Here is a 16167-nt window from a genome sequence, read left to right on the forward strand (position 1 = left end):
ATTACTCTTTTACTAGGGTAATGGTATAACATGAAAAATAAAGTTTTGAAAGCTTTAGATAAAATCGAAGATACGGTTTTGATAACGATGTTTATGGCAATGGTAGGTGTAATCTGTTTTCAAGTTATTATGAGGTATGTTTTCAATAATTCACTATCTTGGTCAGAAGAACTAGGAAAATTTTTATTTGTGTGGCTTTCATGGTTAGGAATAAGTATAGGTCATAGAAGAAAAGAACATATACAAATTACATTATTGATTGATAAATTACCATATAAGTTAAAGAAATTGATAGAAGCAATAACAGAACTAATTGTAATTGTGATTTGTGGCGTTACAATGTATTACGGATTTACAATGATTAACATACAAATGAATGTTCCTTATGCAGGAATTAAAATCAGTACAGCATGGGGATATATGTCTCTTGTCCTTGGATGCGGAATCTTTATAATCAGGGCAGGTGCATACTTTTTAGAGGCAGTCCAATGCATTCTTAACAAAGAAGTAATTTCATAAGGAGGGAAGACAGAATGGCAGTACCTGTATTATTTATTGCATTGTTTGTGATGTTATTGATAGGTGTTCCAGTTGGATTTGCAATAGGTGGAGCTACTATGTTATCAATGTTTATGTATTCAGACTTGAACATGGCCATCAATGCGCAATATTGCTATAGTGGAATATTTTCATTTACTGTAATGGCAATACCGTTTTTTATGTTGGCTGGACTTATTATGTCAACAGGTGGAATCGCCAAAAGAATTGTTGATTTTGCATCAGCATTAATAAGCTTTGTAAGTGGTGCCATTGGTTGTGTAACAATCATTGCATGTATGTTCTTTGGGGCTTTATCAGGATCTGGAATGGCGACAACATCAGCAATTGGTGGGATGATGATTCCAGAAATGAAGAGAAAGGGATATGACCCAGCGTATGCAGCTACGATCGTTTGTTTTGGAGGTATTATCGGACCAATCATTCCTCCAAGTTTATCCTTTGTATTATATGGGGCTTCAACGGGAGTATCTATTTCACAATTATTCTTGGCAGGAGTATTACCAGGAGTATTAATGGGTCTTTTGTTTTTAGGAACAAACATTGTGATCTGTACTATAAAGGGAGTAGATTTAAAACAAAAAAGAAGTAATGAGACCGATGAAAAAGTACCGATTGGCGAAGCTATGAAATATAGATTTTCAGAAATTGCTAAAAGTATGAAAGAAGGTTTTTGGGCATTATTATCTCCAGTTATTATTTTAGGAGGTATTTATTCAGGGGTTTTCACTCCTACGGAAGCAGCTTGTATATCTGTTGTATACTCTATTATAATAAGTTTATATGTATATAAAGATTTAACATGGGCGGGATTAAAAAATGTATTTTTGGATACAGCAGTATTAAATGGAATAACTTCATTTTTATTAGGATATTCTACTGTATTTTCTACATTTATGACATATGAAAGAGTGCCACAGACTATTACAGAGTTTTTAACAAGTGTATCTACCAATCCTTTAATTGTATTATTGTTTGTTAATTTAATACTATTAGCTGTAGGGTTATTTCTAGATACAGTGCCAGCGATTATTGTTATGGCTCCAATGTTAATGCCTACAGTTCAAGTATTAGGTATTGATCCTATACACTTTGGAGTATTGATGACTGTAAACTTAGCACTAGGTTTATGTACTCCTCCTTATGGTTGCAATCTATTTGTAGGTGCAGCTGTTGCTAAGATAAAAATGGAAAGTATGTTTGCACATATTCTACCCTTATTCATAGTGGGATTAATTGGGTTACTTGTAGTGACCTATGTACCGTGGCTATCACTTGTATTTACAAATTAGATCCATAGTGGGAGTAGGAGTTAATAAATTCTTGCTTCTCAAAATGAAAGCCTTATTTTTCTTGTAAGTTCAAGGAAAATGAGGCTTTCATTTTGAGGATAAATATTTAGATTGAGAAAACAACAAATTAATTTATTTTAATTTTTATGATCTTCATCATTTTTTTAAATCTTGGGATACACCAAAGCAATCTCATACCTTTCCATCTTTTTCCACCTATATCAAAATGATACCATTCTTTTACAAAATGAAGGCGATGATCAAAGCATTCAATTTCTTTTCCTGATTTAAATCCGGATTGAAATTCAGATTGGGTTTTTAGTTTTTTGACGGATTCATGATGCTTTGCTTTCCCTACTATAATAGGATCAAATGTTTCAAAAACAATTTCAGAGTTTGTAAAATGATCTGCTAATTTTTGAAATAAATCTTTTAGTTGATCTATTTTAAAATACATAAATATACCTTCTGCTATAATGAAAACATTCTCTTTTTTATCTATTAAATCCATCCACGTATAGTCAAATACTGATTTTTCTATAAATGTAAGATGATCTGTTTCATTTATGAATTGTCTTCTGATGTTTATTCCTTCAGATAAATCTATATCATACCACGTGATGTTTTTAAGGTCTATTCTAGTGGGGCGTGTATCTAGACCAGAACCTATATTGATGATTGTACCATTAGGATTTTTTTGTATATATTCTTGCACTAGAGCATCTAGTATCTTAGTTCTTGCTGAAACACCAACCTGTGTTTTGTAAAATTGATTATAATCTCCAAATACGGAAAAATCGTAATCAACTTTTTCTACGATTTCTAAAGCTTTACAATCTTTTATAATGTGATCTTCCCTTTTTGTTTCTTGTGCTCTAGCCCATACAGGTATAAGCATTGTTTCTGGAACGCCTACTAATTTTTCTTCATATTTCTCCATACTATCCCATCCTTTCTTTACTTTGCAAATTTTTATAAAAAATATTATGAATAGATAAACTTAATAAACAATATTGAAAATCATTATCAATAAATTTTCAAAAAAATATGTATTTCCAATAAAATACATGATAAAAGTTATGGTTTTAATTTGTAAGATTATTTCTAATGGATAAAATTTTGAATTAAAATAATCAGATACAATGATATTCATTTGTCATTTTCATCTCTTTTTATGATATCATATAATATATTTTTTTTCACTATAATAAATGAAAGTATGAATAAATGATGAACCGTCCATATAATTTGCCTTATTAGGTTTTTTAAAATAAGAAAAGGATATTTAAGAATTTTGTTGAAATATTTAGAAATCAATTTAAAAAGTATTAATTCATATATAAAGAACTTTTAGAGAAAAATTATCTTTAGACAATGAAATTGCTGATGACAGAGTAGGAGGTTTTACTTTATGGATGATAAAAAGGTAACAATTGTTGTATCTGGGGATATATGCATAAATTCTCTTCGATGGATTACATATCCTCAAAATAATGATGGATTAAATTGGCAAACCTATTTGAATATGCATACTATTTTAAAACCTGGTGAATCTTTATTGTTATCAAAGCTTGTGGCTTTGGCAACGGGTGTCTCCGTACGTTCACCTAAAATTAAGGATATAGAGTTAGATGTACCAAAAGGATTTCTTCTTTCTAATGCAACAATAGAGTTATTTCCTGTATCTGCTGATGAAAAAGATAAGGATCAAGTATACAGAGTGAAAGATTTTATGGGATTTACAGGTCCATCAGCTGGTAACCCAAAGTTACTTCCTATTCATGACGATGATACAAATGCGGATCTTGTGATCATAGATGATGAAAATAATGGTTTTAATTCTAATGAAGAGTTTTGGCCATTGGCAATAAAATCATCTAAAAAATCACCTATCGTATTATATAAAATGAATAATCCTATTTCATCTAGTGATCTTTGGAAACACTTAGAAAAATTTCATATTAAAAATACCATTGTTGTGATCAATGCGGATGATTTACGTTCAAAGGGAGTGAATATCAGTAAAAGTCTTTCTTGGGAAAGAACATCTCAGGATTTTGTTTGGCAAATCAACAATAATCCAAATCTTGCATTTTTATCAAAATGTCATCATCTCATAGTGCCTTTTGGACTGGAAGGAGCTATTTATTATAGAAATGATGGCACAGAAGCTGAATCTAGATTATATTTTCTTCCTTATGAATTTGAAGGAGGTTTTGTAAAAGATACCCAAGGCAAAATGTATGGATTGACTTCTTGTTTTGTTGCTGGATTATCACGTAGTATTGTTGCTTTCAAAAATCATAATAAAAAAAGTCTTTCTTACTGGCTTGGAAAAGGAATTCGAGAAGGCATTGTTTTTGCACAAAAATATTTCATTGAAGGATTTGGTAAAAATATTGAAAAATTTATTTTTCCTAATGCTTCCATATTTGTTGAAGGAGAAAATGACTTTATATATAAAGAGTATGTACAAGATGTGAAAATACCTAATGAATCTCATATAAATGGATATTCTACATGGTATATTCTTGAAGAAAAAAGCTCTGCAAATTTAGCAGAAATGGCTTATGATATTGTTAAAAATGGAGAAAGAAAAGTACTAAAATCTATTCCTAGTGCCCAGTTTGGAAAATTAAAAACTGTAGATCGAACAGAGATTGAAAGCTATAGAAGTATAAAAAATTTGATGTTAGAATATATTTCTACAACCAATACGGTTCGGCCTCTTTCTATCTCTGTATTTGGCACTCCGGGATCAGGAAAATCCTTTGGGATCATGGAAATAGCTGCTAGTATTGCACCAAATCTTATTCAACCATTAAATTTTAATTTATCTCAATTTCGTACAACACAAGATTTAATCAATTGCTTTCATAAAGTAAGGGATTTATCTTTGGAAGGAAAAGTTCCATTAGTATTTTTTGATGAATTTGATTCTACTTTTGAAGGAAATTTGGGATGGTTAAAATATTTCTTAGCACCTATGCAAGATGGTGTTTTTAGAGAAGGAGATGTTCTTCATCCTATTGGAAAAGCTATTTTTGTATTTGGAGGAGGAACAAGCAGTTCTTTTAAAGAATTCTGTGGAGAAGATATTACAGATGAACAAGAACAAAAACAGTTTCTAAAAGCATTCAAAAGTGCCAAAGGACCTGACTTTATTAGTCGTTTGAGGGGATATGTAAATATTTTAGGACCTAATCAAGCAAATGGAAAATTAGATCAGCTATTTATTATTCGAAGAGCCATGCTGTTACGTTCGTTATTAGAACGTAAAGAACCTCATTTGATCAATGAAAAGGGAGAAGCTCAAATTGATAATGGAGTATTAAGAGCACTCCTTAAAATTCCAAGATATAAACATGAATCAAGATCTATGGAAGCGATCCTAGAGATGAGCATGTTAAATAAAGCAAAGAAATGGGAGCAATCTCATCTACCTTCTAGAGAGCAGTTAAAACTCCATGTAGACGAAGACCAATTTTTACGTCATTTAATGCAGGATGCATTCTTTAGTGAAAAAATTGAAAATCTTGCAAAAGCCATTCATGAAAAATATATTATGCTTAATAAAGATAATAAAAACATGGATATAGATTTTGTAAAGCCTTGGGAAGAACTGAGCGAAGATCTTAAAAGCTCTAATCTTGATCATGCGAAAAATATTCCTAGTGCGTTGCTTAAAATTAATTATGATGTTGTATCTGTTAAAGAGAAACCCAAATACATTCATTTTACAGAAGATGAACTAGATATTTTAGCAAACTACGAACATACTCGTTGGTGTCTCCATAGAAAAGAAGCAGGTTGGACTCATGGAAGCATAAAAGATATGGAGAGAAAAACAGATCCGGCTTTAGTGCCTTGGGAGTCATTACCTGAAGATAAAAAAAATAAAGTCTATCAAATGGTTAAGATTTGGCCAGAAATATTATCCAATTCAAATTTTAAAATAGAACCATTAAAGTTTTCATCTGATAAGCATTCAATCTAGGAAATCTTTTAATACAAGTTAAATAAGCAGAGGGACAATGAATTTGTCCCTCTGTTTTAATTATACGTTAAATTTACCAACTTGCTTTTTTAATTTGCTTACAAGTTGTACAAGTTCATCTGTATTTTCTGTAATGGTATGAATCTTGCTAGATTGTTTCTTAATGTCTGATACAGAATGAACAGTTGAGATAGAATAACCTTGTATGATATTTGCTATTTCCTTTGTATTTTTTAAAACAGATTCCATACTATTTAATAGGTCATAGAATATATTTTGAGTTTGCTGTGCGTTCATATCAGATATTTCTACTTTGTCAACAACAGTGGATAAAGCTTGACTACAATTATTAATGATGTCCCCTTGTTGATCAACTGCACACATACCATGATTCATAGTTTCAACGGTACTTTTCGTATCTTTTTGTATATCTTTTACTAAAAGAGATATTTCTTCAGTTGATTTTTTAGATTGCTCTGCAAGTTTTCTAATTTCATCAGCTACAACTGCAAAACCTTGTCCATGTTCTCCAGCCCTAGCCGCTTCTATACTAGCATTTAACGCAAGTAGATTGGTTTGTTCAGATATATCTTTTATAATAGTTACAATATTACCGATTTGTAAAGAATGATCATCTAATTTATGAATAGCTTCAGTAGCATGTTTTACAGTTTGATGAACAGAATCAAGATGAATAGTAGCTTCTTTCATAGAAGTCATACTTTTATATACAAGCTCTGTGGATTCTTTTGTGTTTATTGTATTTTTTTCAATTTGTTGTGTACCTTGGGTTACTTGCTTTTCTACTTTTTCTATCATTTCCATAATATTGTTTGTATAAGTGCTTTGTTGCTCCGCTGTAATTGCCATATCTTCTATTACGTTAGAAACTTGATCCATTGAAGTTTTTACTTCTTGTGTGGATAATAGCAATTGTTGTGAAAAGTTATCCACATGTCCAAAGCCACTACTTACATTCCCAACTATCGTCCCAAGATTCATAAGAAACTGATTTACAGCATTGCCGAGTTTGCCAATTTCATCGTGGCTTTTCATATGAATACGTGCTGTTAGGTCCCCACCATTCTCCGAAAGATTATTTAACTCAGTTTCCAAAATATTCAATGGCTTGATTACAATCATATTTGTAATCAAATAAATAATACATGTGATCATTAATAAAAGTACCAATAAAACAGCTCCAACAATCCAAACAAATTTTAGGGAATGTTTTATAACTTCCATATTAGACTGTACAAAGACTAAATACCATTGATTAAGGTAATTGTCATTTCCAAAATCATACTTTTGTATGGTATAGGTTTTATCTTGGCCTTGAAAATTTAGAGAGGTGTAGGTTTCGCCTTTAAGAATCTTATCTAGTAAAGGCTTGTACTTTGTAACAGCCTTCTCATTGAGTATATTTTCCTTTTGTGGATGTGAAATCAAAAATCCATTTTCGTCCATCATAAACATATAACCTGTATCTCCCAATTTAATATTATTCACAAATATGTCTGTGAAATGATTCATGGGCAGTGCCATATGTGCTGTACCAATGAGTTTTTCTTCATGCATAACAGGAACTGAAATAACAAACACTGGATTGCCATATATAAGACTACGGTATACATGAGTAACGACATGGGGTTTACCCTCACTATAAATGCCTTTTGCCATAGGATGATCTGCACTAGATTTTCCAACAGAAGCTCCGTTAGATGAGTCTACAAAGAAAGTACCTCTTTGTATGATATGCTCTTTTCCATCAACAGATGTAATATTTAAACTAGTTTCAGGACTAAGATTTGAAGCCAAAGCAATATTTTCATAATATTTGTTTTGGTCAGCTATGGATAAAAGAAGTTCATTTGCTTTTGCTACTGCTTCTTCGTTTGCTGGATTTAAACAAGCTTCTATAGTACGTGGGTCTTTTGCAATGATCAATAAAGTAGACATTTGATCATCTATCCATGTTTTTAGAGTTTTATTAGCTTGGTCTAACACTTTTACATTAAATTCTTTATTTGATTTTGTTTGACTGATTTTATTTAAATGGAATATTCCTGCTCCAAGTCCTACTAGTAAACATAACAATATGGGTAGGATCCACATAATATATGTATGTGCGATTTTTTTTTGTGTTACATTTTTTGATTTAAAAATATTTTTAACCATATATTCCTCCTACAAATGTGATTAATATTTATGAATGTTTTTTTGATAGAAAAAAGAAATAGAATGATTTATGAACCATATAAAAGATAAAAATAATGATGAACTTTTGGAGTATAAAGAAAAAATGAAAGTAACAGATGATTTTTTTAGGATGTGTTTGAGGATCGTTAGATTTATGGATATATATGAAGTATATTACTACATATTTCGATAAAACTATATAGTCCGAATGGATTATATGAGGCATTTTTCAGTTTCAAAACTGTGTCTTTTTTTAAAAAACAAATGTTACAATTAACAAATATGAACATAAACACAATAGAGGGAGGGGAGTTGTTTTGGATAAGTTTTTTATTACATTATGTGAAAGATATCATTCGAAAATCTTAAAATATCTATATTATTCTATAGGAAATGCAGAAGATGCCAAAGATTTGACTCAAGAAGTATTTGTTATTGTATATAATCGTATAGATGAATTGCAAAATCATGAAAATATAGGGGGATTCATTTATCAAACAGCAAAATTTGTAGCAGCTAATTTTAAGAGAAAAGCTATTCAAAAGAATTTAAAGGAAACTCCTATAAATATGGAAATAGGAAGTAAAGAGTTGGATTTGCATGAAGAACTCATTACAAATTATGATCGTAAAATTGATGAAAGTCAGTATGTGGATCATATATTATCATTGCTTTCAGAAGATAAGTACAAGCTTTATGAACTTTATTATATTGAAAATAAAAGTTATAAAGAAATAGCGAAAATACTGAATGTTAATGAAGTAAGCTTACGCATGAGATATGTGCGATTAAGACGTGAAATAAAAAAATTAACACATGATATAGCGAATAAAAAATTTGTTACAAATAAATATTGATGACATATATGAAGTGATAGGATATGAGCTCAATCCTAACGAAAAGGAGGATATTTAATGGAAAAAAATTTTAAAAATACTCCACAATTTCAAAGTATACATAATAAGCTTGACGAGGCTATTGACCATATGGATACGATAGAAATTGAAAGACAACTTGAAAGGCTATCTAAAGAAAAGCCCATGCCATATGAAATAGAAGATAGCAAGATATTTGCCAAAAGAATTATAAAACAAAATAAGAAAGGACATGGTATTATGAAAAAGAGTATAAAAAAATCAGGAATATTAGCAGCTTGTTTAGTTTTAACTATAGGTGTAACAGCAGCTTATGGGACAGATTTATTTAAAAACTTCAAATTTTACAATAAAGATACAACAGTTGAAATAAGAACAAACGCAAATATAAGTGATAAAGAGGCAGAAAGACTTGCAAAGGAAGCTAAAGATCATTATAATTCTCCAGATAAACAAGGGACAATTCAAGAAGCTAAAACAACGACATTTTCTAGCATAAAAGAGGTTGAAAAAGCCTTAGGGGTAAAAGTTATTTTACCTTCATATATACCAAAAGATTTTCAAATGGAAAAAGATATCATAGCTCAGGAGTTTTTGAATAATAATCACAATATATATATTACTTATAAATCAAAGGATCAAGAGAATCGATTGTTTGGAGTTACAATCATAACACAAGATATGCCAGAGGATAGTACTGTTGTAACGGTAACAGATTCCGTTCATAAAGAAGACTATAAGACTCCAGATGGAAGGAAATATTCAATATTAGAGGAAGGTGAAGGGATTATAGCAAACACGGATATTGACAATGTAAATTATAATTTAATTTTTATGGGAGTCAGTGAAAAAGAGATGCATAAAGTGATTAATAGTGCTGATTTAAGTGGTTATATTCAATAAGTTATATATGAGACTACTTTATAACATAAGGTAAAGGCCTTACGTATGAAGTGGTCTTTTTTATTGTTATGGTATAATGGAAAAAAACTTAAAATACGAGGTTGATAAAAGTGAAAATAGCTTATACAAAACACATAAAAATCTTATGCATATTATTATTTACATGTATGTTGATGACTTCATGTAATTTTGCTTCTGATGATTCTAAAAAGCCTGATGTGAGAAATGATAAGAGTGAAAAAATAGTGGTTAGTGATCCTGTAAAAGAGGAGAGTTCTGATTTAGCAAAAGCTCAGCAGATATTAAATGAAATGAGTCTTGAAGAAAAGGTGGGGCAAATGTTTATTGTCCGTTGTCCCCAGGAAAATGCAGTACAATCTATTTTAAAGTATCATTTGGGTGGCTATATTCTTTTTGGTCGTGATTTTAAAAATAAAACACAGAAAGAAGTTTCTCTAAATATCCAAAGTTATCAAAATGCTTCAAAGATAGACATGCTGATTGGTGTTGACGAGGAAGGAGGAACGGTGAATCGGGTTAGTTTATATGATCAATTTCGTTCTTCTCGGTTTAAGTCTCCACAGGATTTATATGAAGAAGGGGGATGGGATTTGATTGCAAAAGATACAGAGGAAAAATCTAACCTCCTTAAATCTCTTGGAATCAATCTCAACATGGCACCTGTTTGTGATGTATCTACCAATCCATCTGATTATATGTATGATCGTACATTTGGAAAAGATGCAAAACTTACTTCAAAATATGTCCAAAAAGTTGTAAGTGCAATGAATGACAACAAACTCGGTTGTGTTTTAAAACATTTTCCCGGGTATGGGAATAATGTGGATACCCATACGGGAATGGCTTATGATCATCGCAGTTATGAATCCTTTGTCAAAAATGATTTTTTGCCATTTATTTCAGGAATCAAAGAGGGAGCCAATTCAATATTGGTATCACATAATATTATAGATTGCATGGACTTACAATATCCTGCATCTCTATCTGCAAAGGTTCATAAAATATTGAGAGAAGATTTAAGATTTGATGGTGTTATCATGACAGATGATTTATATATGGATGCTATTCAAAAGTATACAAAAGCAAAAGAAGCAGCAGTAATTGCCGTATTAGCAGGAAACGATATGATTTGCTGTACAGATTTTGAAGCACAAATTCCTGCTGTTATTGATGCTGTTAAAAATGGAACAATTTCAGAGAGTATGATTGACGAATCAGTTCTTAGAATATTATGTTGGAAATTGAGTTTGGGCATAATCTAATAGTATAAAAAAAGATATGATCATAAAAAACTTTGGTGAATAGATACCAAAGTTTTTATGTATTTAAAGGGAGAAACAATGAAAAAGTAGAACCCTTTGATACCTTAGAGTGTACTTTAATATATCCATTTTGTCTTGTAATAATTTCCCGGGCAAGATAAAGCCCTAAGCCTACTCCATCTTCATCATATGTATTTTCTCCTCTATAGAATCTTTTAAAAATATTATTGATTTCTTTCTCATGGATGCCCATTCCATTATCAGTAATATTAATTCTTGCAAACATTTCATATTGTAAAAGATCAATAAGTATAGTGCCTTTATGATTTGTATATTTTACTGCATTGTCAATGATGTTGAAAACTGCTTCTACAGTCCAATTTTTATCAATATTTAAAATAATATTTTCTCTAGGATCAAATTTTATTTCTATATTTTTATTTTTTGCTTTTTCATAGGATTGTTTGATGGCAGTTAAACAAACGTTATTTAAACTAGTTTTAGTTTGAATAAGTTGAATAATACCACCCTCAAGTCTAGACATTTTAATCATACTTTCTAATAAGAAACTAAGATGTTTAATTTGAAGGTTCATATTATGACTAAATTCTTTATACTCTTCTTTTGAAAGGGAAGAATCTTGCATGAGATCATAATATAATCGCAGATTGGATAAAGGAGTTTTGAGTTGATGAGAAATATCAGAGATTAATGATTTTATCTCATCTCGTTCTTTTTTAATTCTTTTATTTTGAGCTTTTAGTATATTGGTTAGTTTAATTACTTGAGATTGTAGCTTTGAAAGCATATCATCATCAAAAACAGAGAATATTTCTTTTTCATTCATATTGATCATAGAGGAGATCATTTGTGAAAGCTGGATAAGGATATGTTGCATATATTTCTTAAAATGATATATAAACAATATAGATAATAAGATGATAATTGTACAAAACAAAGCAATAATAGTTAATAAAGTCGTGTTTTTGTATATAAACCATATATATAGATTTAGCAGAATACAGCAGATCAATATGGAAGAAAAATAGATGATTATTTTTGTGTTCATTTTCAAGATGATTCACCCCATGTATATCCAATTCCAAATACTGTAATAATATATTTGGGTTTTTTAGGATTATCTTCAATTTTTCGTCTTATTCTTCGAATATTTACACTTAATGCATTTTCATCAACAAAATTACCATCCACATCCCATAATTTTTCTAATATGGTTTGTCTTGAAATGACCTGACCTTTATTTTGGGTAAGTAATTCGATTAATTTATATTCTGTTTTTGTTAATTGAATGATTTCTGTTCCTTTTTTTAAAAGCATCCGATCATAATCTATATAGATATGATCATATTGAAATATATTTTTATAGGGCATATGTGTTCTTTTTAATATGGCCAGTATTCTTTGTTTTAAAATTTCTATAGAAAAAGGCTTGGATATATAATCATCACACCCAGTTTGAAAGCCTCTTATAATATCATGTTCTGTATCATTTACAGTTATAAATATGATAGGCACATGAGACGTTTTTCGAATCTCTTCGCATAGGTTCAATCCACTTTGCTCTTTTAAATTAATATCAAGAAGTACTAAGTCAATAGGATGATTTAAAAAAGTATTGTACCCTTCATCATAATCAAAAGCACTTAATACATGATATTGATCTTTTGTGAGAGCATACGAAATACCTTTGTTTAAGAGTTTATCATCTTCTACAATTAATATATTTTTCAAAAAATCACCACCCTATGATACATATTATATCACCTAATGAAGGATACACAAATCATGTGTATCCTTCATTATTATTTATTCAATCTCTCTTAATCTTTCAACAATAGTTTGTTTATGGATACTTCTATGAGAAATTAGAGGAACAAATACAGATATTAAAATTAAAATAGGTGATACCATTAAAATTGGACGGATAATAAATTTATACTTATAAAACCATATACTACTTGCAATTGGTTTGATAATTATAAAAGACACGATACTTCCTAATAGTATAGAAATGATTAGGGTGGATAAAGCATAAAAAAGACCTTCTAATATTAACATTTTATTTAACTGTTGATTGGTCATACCGATGCTTTGAAGCACGGCAAATTCTCTTTTCCTTGAGGTAATGCTTGTAAGGATAGCATTAATAAAGTTGAGTATTCCAATAAACCCAATAATAAAGCTAAGAACACCACCTACTAATAAAAACATGTTTTGAAATTGATAAAAATTATCTATATATTTCTTTTTAGATTCATAGTCCATTTGTGGGTCAATATGATTCGTATAATTGTTTAAAAAGTTTTCTACTTCATTGATAGATTGATCTTCTACATTAAAAATATAACTCATAGTTAAAGGTTTTTTGATTTGATTGACAAACTCATTTGCAGGAAGATACATGGTGCAAGAATCTACTAGGTAATATCTAACAGACATACTATGTATAAGCTCTGCTTTTGCCATCACCTCATATTCTTTTGTAATGTTATCTTCAAAGGTGATTTTAACTTTATCTCCTATATGATATTTGCTTGTTTCGTATCGGATATTTCTATTATCATCTGAAGAGACTCCTTCAATAATATAGTTGCCTGTCTTAAACTTTTCTAGATCTATTTCTCCTTCAAATATATTTAATTGGGATAGAGGAAAGTCCTCCAATCCGTATAATTGTATGATAGAATCTTGTTTATTCATGTGTGTCGTATAATAAATTCTTCCCTTGTCTTCTATGCCATCAAGTTTATTGATACGATCAATCATTTGATCTGATACCGTATCGCTTTCTGAATCGAAATGATTCATATTAAAGTAGTTTGCATGACCTGCTGTAAAATCTGTTATGACAAAGTTACTTAAAAATTTATCCATATCAAAGCCATTAGTTAATGTAAATACAGAATTTAGAAGTATGATACTTAAAGACATAGAAATCACTACTAAAATGTTTTTTTTCTTATTTCTTAAAAGGTTAGAAAATGCCATATGATGTACTTTTCCACCCTTGAAAGATTTTTTCTCTTTTTTATAAATGATGGGGACATCTATATATCTTGTTGCTTCTACTGGAGAAACCTTTGATGCCATATTACCTGGTTTTCTACAACTAATCCATACAGTAATCAGAGAAAAAATAGAAGAACCTATAAATATAATAGGGCTAAAGGAATTAGAAGCGATTTGAATATTGGATGTACTTATAATAATGGGTAAAAGAATATTTCCTACTACATAACCAATTACAAGACCTATAGGTATACCTATTATTGATAATAAAAAAGCTTGTTTTTGTATAATTTTTTTGATTTGTTTGGGTGTAGTACCAATAGTTTTTAATAAACCATAAAAACGAATATCTTTCATGACAGATATTTGAAATATATTATAAATAATTAAATATCCTGTAAATATAATTAAAAGACTTGCACTTAAAATAGCAAGGATTGTTGGAGGATCCATACTAAAGTTGGTAGATAAGTAGGCCCAGTTCACTCCTGTTTTGATATGATTAGGTGCATTTTTATTCATACTATAGCCGCTATCTATAAGGACTTTTTCCATATTCTTTTCAATATTTTGGCTATTTTTAAACATGACATCTAAAAAGATCAAGCCTGTTCCTATACTTTCTTGATTTTTTCTAGGAATATTCATAGATAAAATATTCTTATTAACAAAATCATAAGAAACAAATAACATACTTGCACAAGAAACTTCATCATACTCCCAAAATCCAGATAAAATAAGCTCTTTATGAAATTTTTTTTTTCCAATAGTATATTCAATGGGAATTTTTTCACCTATTTTATGAGGTATTTTTAATAAATCAAGAACTCTTGTATCCGTGGCCACTTCATTGATGTTTTGTGGCATTTTTCCTGTTGTAGGATAACTAAAAAACATTTTTGCTTGTGTATCTGTAGCGTATCTAATTTCTGTATGGTGTTTTAAAAACTCTTTGTTCTTGGCCATATTGACCATGATGGAATAACCATATTCTTGAATGAGAGGATGATTTTTAATTTTATCAAATTCTTCTTTGTTTAGTTCTTTAAAACTACCATGAGCATATCCTCCTACCTGTCTTAAGGTTTGTTGTTCCATAGATTCAATCAAACCCATTCCTATTGTAAATAAAGAGGTAAATAAAATTGTTGTAAGGGTGATAGCAATGATTGCAAATAAATTCCTTAATTGATTTGCTTTTATACTTTTTCTTGTTATTTTATGAATGATGGCTTGATTATTGTTTTTAAATTTCATTGAAGATCACCTCCTACGATGTTGCCATCTTCAATGTGAATGATTCTATCGGCAAGCTGTGCAATTTCTTCGTTATGGGTGATCATTACTATGGTTTGATTAAATTTTTTACTTGTCATTTTTAAAAGACCAATAACCTCCATACTTGTTTTGCTATCAAGATTTCCAGTAGGTTCATCTGCAAGTATGATTGTAGGTTTGGTGGCCAATGCTCTTGCTATGGCGACCCGTTGTTGTTGACCTCCAGAAAGATTATTTGGCATATTATGTATTTTATTTTCAAGTCCTAAGGTTCTTATAATATTATCTAAAAAGATGTGATCAATAGTGCCCCCATCTAGTTCTATAGGTAATGTAATATTTTCATATACATTTAATACAGGTACAAGATTGTAATTTTGAAATACAAAGCCTATATTTCTACGTCGAAATATTGTTAATTCTTCATCATTTAATGAAAAGATTTCTTTATTACCTATCCATACATCTCCACTTGTTGCCCGATCCAATCCTCCAAGCATATGTAAAAGGGTACTTTTTCCACTCCCCGATGTCCCTACAATAGATACAAATTCTCCTTCATGGATTTCAACATCTACGCCATCCAGGGCTTTTACAATATTTGGTCCATTTCCATAGTATTTTTTTAGTTTTTTGGTTTTTAATATGCTCATCAAAATCATCTCCGTATTTCTTTTTAGATTGAAGCTTTATATGTACAATATAGATTGTAAAGGATACTTCTTACAATCTCGTGACAAATTTATATTTTC

General features: G+C 30.0%; 12 protein-coding genes. 6 read left to right on the forward strand and 6 right to left on the reverse strand.

The window, feature by feature from the left end; genetic code table 11:
- Positions 1 to 93: 93 nt before the first annotated feature.
- The gene (locus tag BN2409_RS04260) at positions 94 to 519 is read left to right on the forward strand and encodes a TRAP transporter small permease (protein WP_207642555.1); all 426 of its coding nucleotides are present in this window, start codon (positions 94 to 96) and stop codon (positions 517 to 519) included.
- A gap of 14 nt (positions 520 to 533) precedes the next feature.
- Positions 534 to 1850, forward strand: coding sequence for a TRAP transporter large permease (locus tag BN2409_RS04265; RefSeq protein ID WP_053955431.1), 1317 nt, complete (start codon positions 534 to 536; stop codon positions 1848 to 1850).
- A 127-nt stretch (positions 1851 to 1977) separates the two neighbouring features.
- Here the strand turns inward: BN2409_RS04265 and BN2409_RS04270 are convergent, their stop codons facing one another.
- Positions 1978 to 2790: a class I SAM-dependent methyltransferase gene (locus BN2409_RS04270; RefSeq protein ID WP_053955432.1), complete on the reverse strand. Its 813-nt coding sequence runs from the start codon at positions 2788 to 2790 to the stop codon at positions 1978 to 1980.
- 471 nt (positions 2791 to 3261) lie between these two features.
- On the opposite strand from BN2409_RS04270, the gene BN2409_RS04275 reads away from it, so the two are divergent.
- A complete protein-coding gene (locus BN2409_RS04275) occupies positions 3262 to 5847 on the forward strand; it encodes a RyR domain-containing protein (RefSeq protein WP_053955433.1) in 2586 nt (861 codons plus the stop codon).
- Between the two features lie 60 nt (positions 5848 to 5907).
- Here the strand turns inward: BN2409_RS04275 and BN2409_RS04280 are convergent, their stop codons facing one another.
- The gene (locus BN2409_RS04280; RefSeq protein ID WP_053955434.1) at positions 5908 to 8025 is read right to left on the reverse strand and encodes a methyl-accepting chemotaxis protein; all 2118 of its coding nucleotides are present in this window, start codon (positions 8023 to 8025) and stop codon (positions 5908 to 5910) included.
- 338 nt (positions 8026 to 8363) lie between these two features.
- On the opposite strand from BN2409_RS04280, the gene BN2409_RS04285 reads away from it, so the two are divergent.
- The 3 genes from BN2409_RS04285 to BN2409_RS04295 all read left to right on the forward strand — a co-directional run bounded on the left by BN2409_RS04285 (position 8364) and on the right by BN2409_RS04295 (position 11107).
- Entirely contained in the window at positions 8364 to 8903 is a 540-nt protein-coding gene (locus BN2409_RS04285; RefSeq protein ID WP_053955435.1) for an RNA polymerase sigma factor, read from the forward strand.
- Positions 8904 to 8960: 57 nt separating this feature from the next.
- A complete protein-coding gene (locus BN2409_RS04290) occupies positions 8961 to 9824 on the forward strand; it encodes a hypothetical protein (protein ID WP_053955436.1) in 864 nt (287 codons plus the stop codon).
- Between the two features lie 167 nt (positions 9825 to 9991).
- Positions 9992 to 11107 (forward strand): glycoside hydrolase family 3 protein, encoded by a 1116-nt coding sequence (locus BN2409_RS04295; RefSeq protein ID WP_110943025.1) that lies wholly within the window; start codon positions 9992 to 9994, stop codon positions 11105 to 11107.
- Between the two features lie 55 nt (positions 11108 to 11162).
- Here BN2409_RS04295 and BN2409_RS04300 read toward each other — a convergent pair whose 3' ends face one another.
- From BN2409_RS04300 to BN2409_RS04315, 4 genes are all read right to left on the reverse strand, one after another.
- Positions 11163 to 11963, reverse strand: a complete 801-nt coding sequence (locus BN2409_RS04300; protein WP_242847906.1) for a sensor histidine kinase — start codon at positions 11961 to 11963, stop codon at positions 11163 to 11165.
- A gap of 215 nt (positions 11964 to 12178) precedes the next feature.
- Positions 12179 to 12859, reverse strand: a complete 681-nt coding sequence (locus tag BN2409_RS04305; protein ID WP_053955439.1) for a response regulator transcription factor — start codon at positions 12857 to 12859, stop codon at positions 12179 to 12181.
- A gap of 75 nt (positions 12860 to 12934) precedes the next feature.
- Positions 12935 to 15394 (reverse strand): ABC transporter permease, encoded by a 2460-nt coding sequence (locus tag BN2409_RS04310; RefSeq protein ID WP_053955440.1) that lies wholly within the window; start codon positions 15392 to 15394, stop codon positions 12935 to 12937.
- The gene (locus BN2409_RS04315) at positions 15391 to 16068 is read right to left on the reverse strand and encodes an ABC transporter ATP-binding protein (RefSeq protein ID WP_053955441.1); all 678 of its coding nucleotides are present in this window, start codon (positions 16066 to 16068) and stop codon (positions 15391 to 15393) included. Before BN2409_RS04315 ends, BN2409_RS04310 begins: the two co-directional genes overlap by 4 nt.
- Between the last annotated feature and the right edge of the window lie 99 nt (positions 16069 to 16167).

Source organism: Inediibacterium massiliense, from assembly GCF_001282725.1.
In the GTDB taxonomy this organism is placed as follows: Bacteria; Bacillota; Clostridia; order Peptostreptococcales; family Thermotaleaceae; genus Anaerophilus; species Anaerophilus massiliensis.

Bases quoted from the DNA above. Each gene is read 5' to 3' on its own strand.
- BN2409_RS04260 (WP_207642555.1), top strand. From the start codon at position 94: ATGGCAATGGTAGGTGTAATCTGTTTTCAAGTTATTATGAGGTATGTT.
- BN2409_RS04265 (WP_053955431.1), top strand. From the start codon at position 534: ATGGCAGTACCTGTATTATTTATTGCATTGTTTGTGATGTTATTGATA.
- BN2409_RS04270 (WP_053955432.1), bottom strand. From the start codon at position 2,790: ATGGAGAAATATGAAGAAAAATTAGTAGGCGTTCCAGAAACAATGCTT.
- BN2409_RS04275 (WP_053955433.1), top strand. From the start codon at position 3,262: ATGGATGATAAAAAGGTAACAATTGTTGTATCTGGGGATATATGCATA.
- BN2409_RS04280 (WP_053955434.1), bottom strand. From the start codon at position 8,025: ATGGTTAAAAATATTTTTAAATCAAAAAATGTAACACAAAAAAAAATC.
- BN2409_RS04290 (WP_053955436.1), top strand. From the start codon at position 8,961: ATGGAAAAAAATTTTAAAAATACTCCACAATTTCAAAGTATACATAAT.
- BN2409_RS04295 (WP_110943025.1), top strand. From the start codon at position 9,992: ATGTTGATGACTTCATGTAATTTTGCTTCTGATGATTCTAAAAAGCCT.
- BN2409_RS04300 (WP_242847906.1), bottom strand. From the start codon at position 11,963: ATGATCAATATGAATGAAAAAGAAATATTCTCTGTTTTTGATGATGAT.
- BN2409_RS04310 (WP_053955440.1), bottom strand. From the start codon at position 15,394: ATGAAATTTAAAAACAATAATCAAGCCATCATTCATAAAATAACAAGA.
- BN2409_RS04315 (WP_053955441.1), bottom strand. From the start codon at position 16,068: ATGAGCATATTAAAAACCAAAAAACTAAAAAAATACTATGGAAATGGA.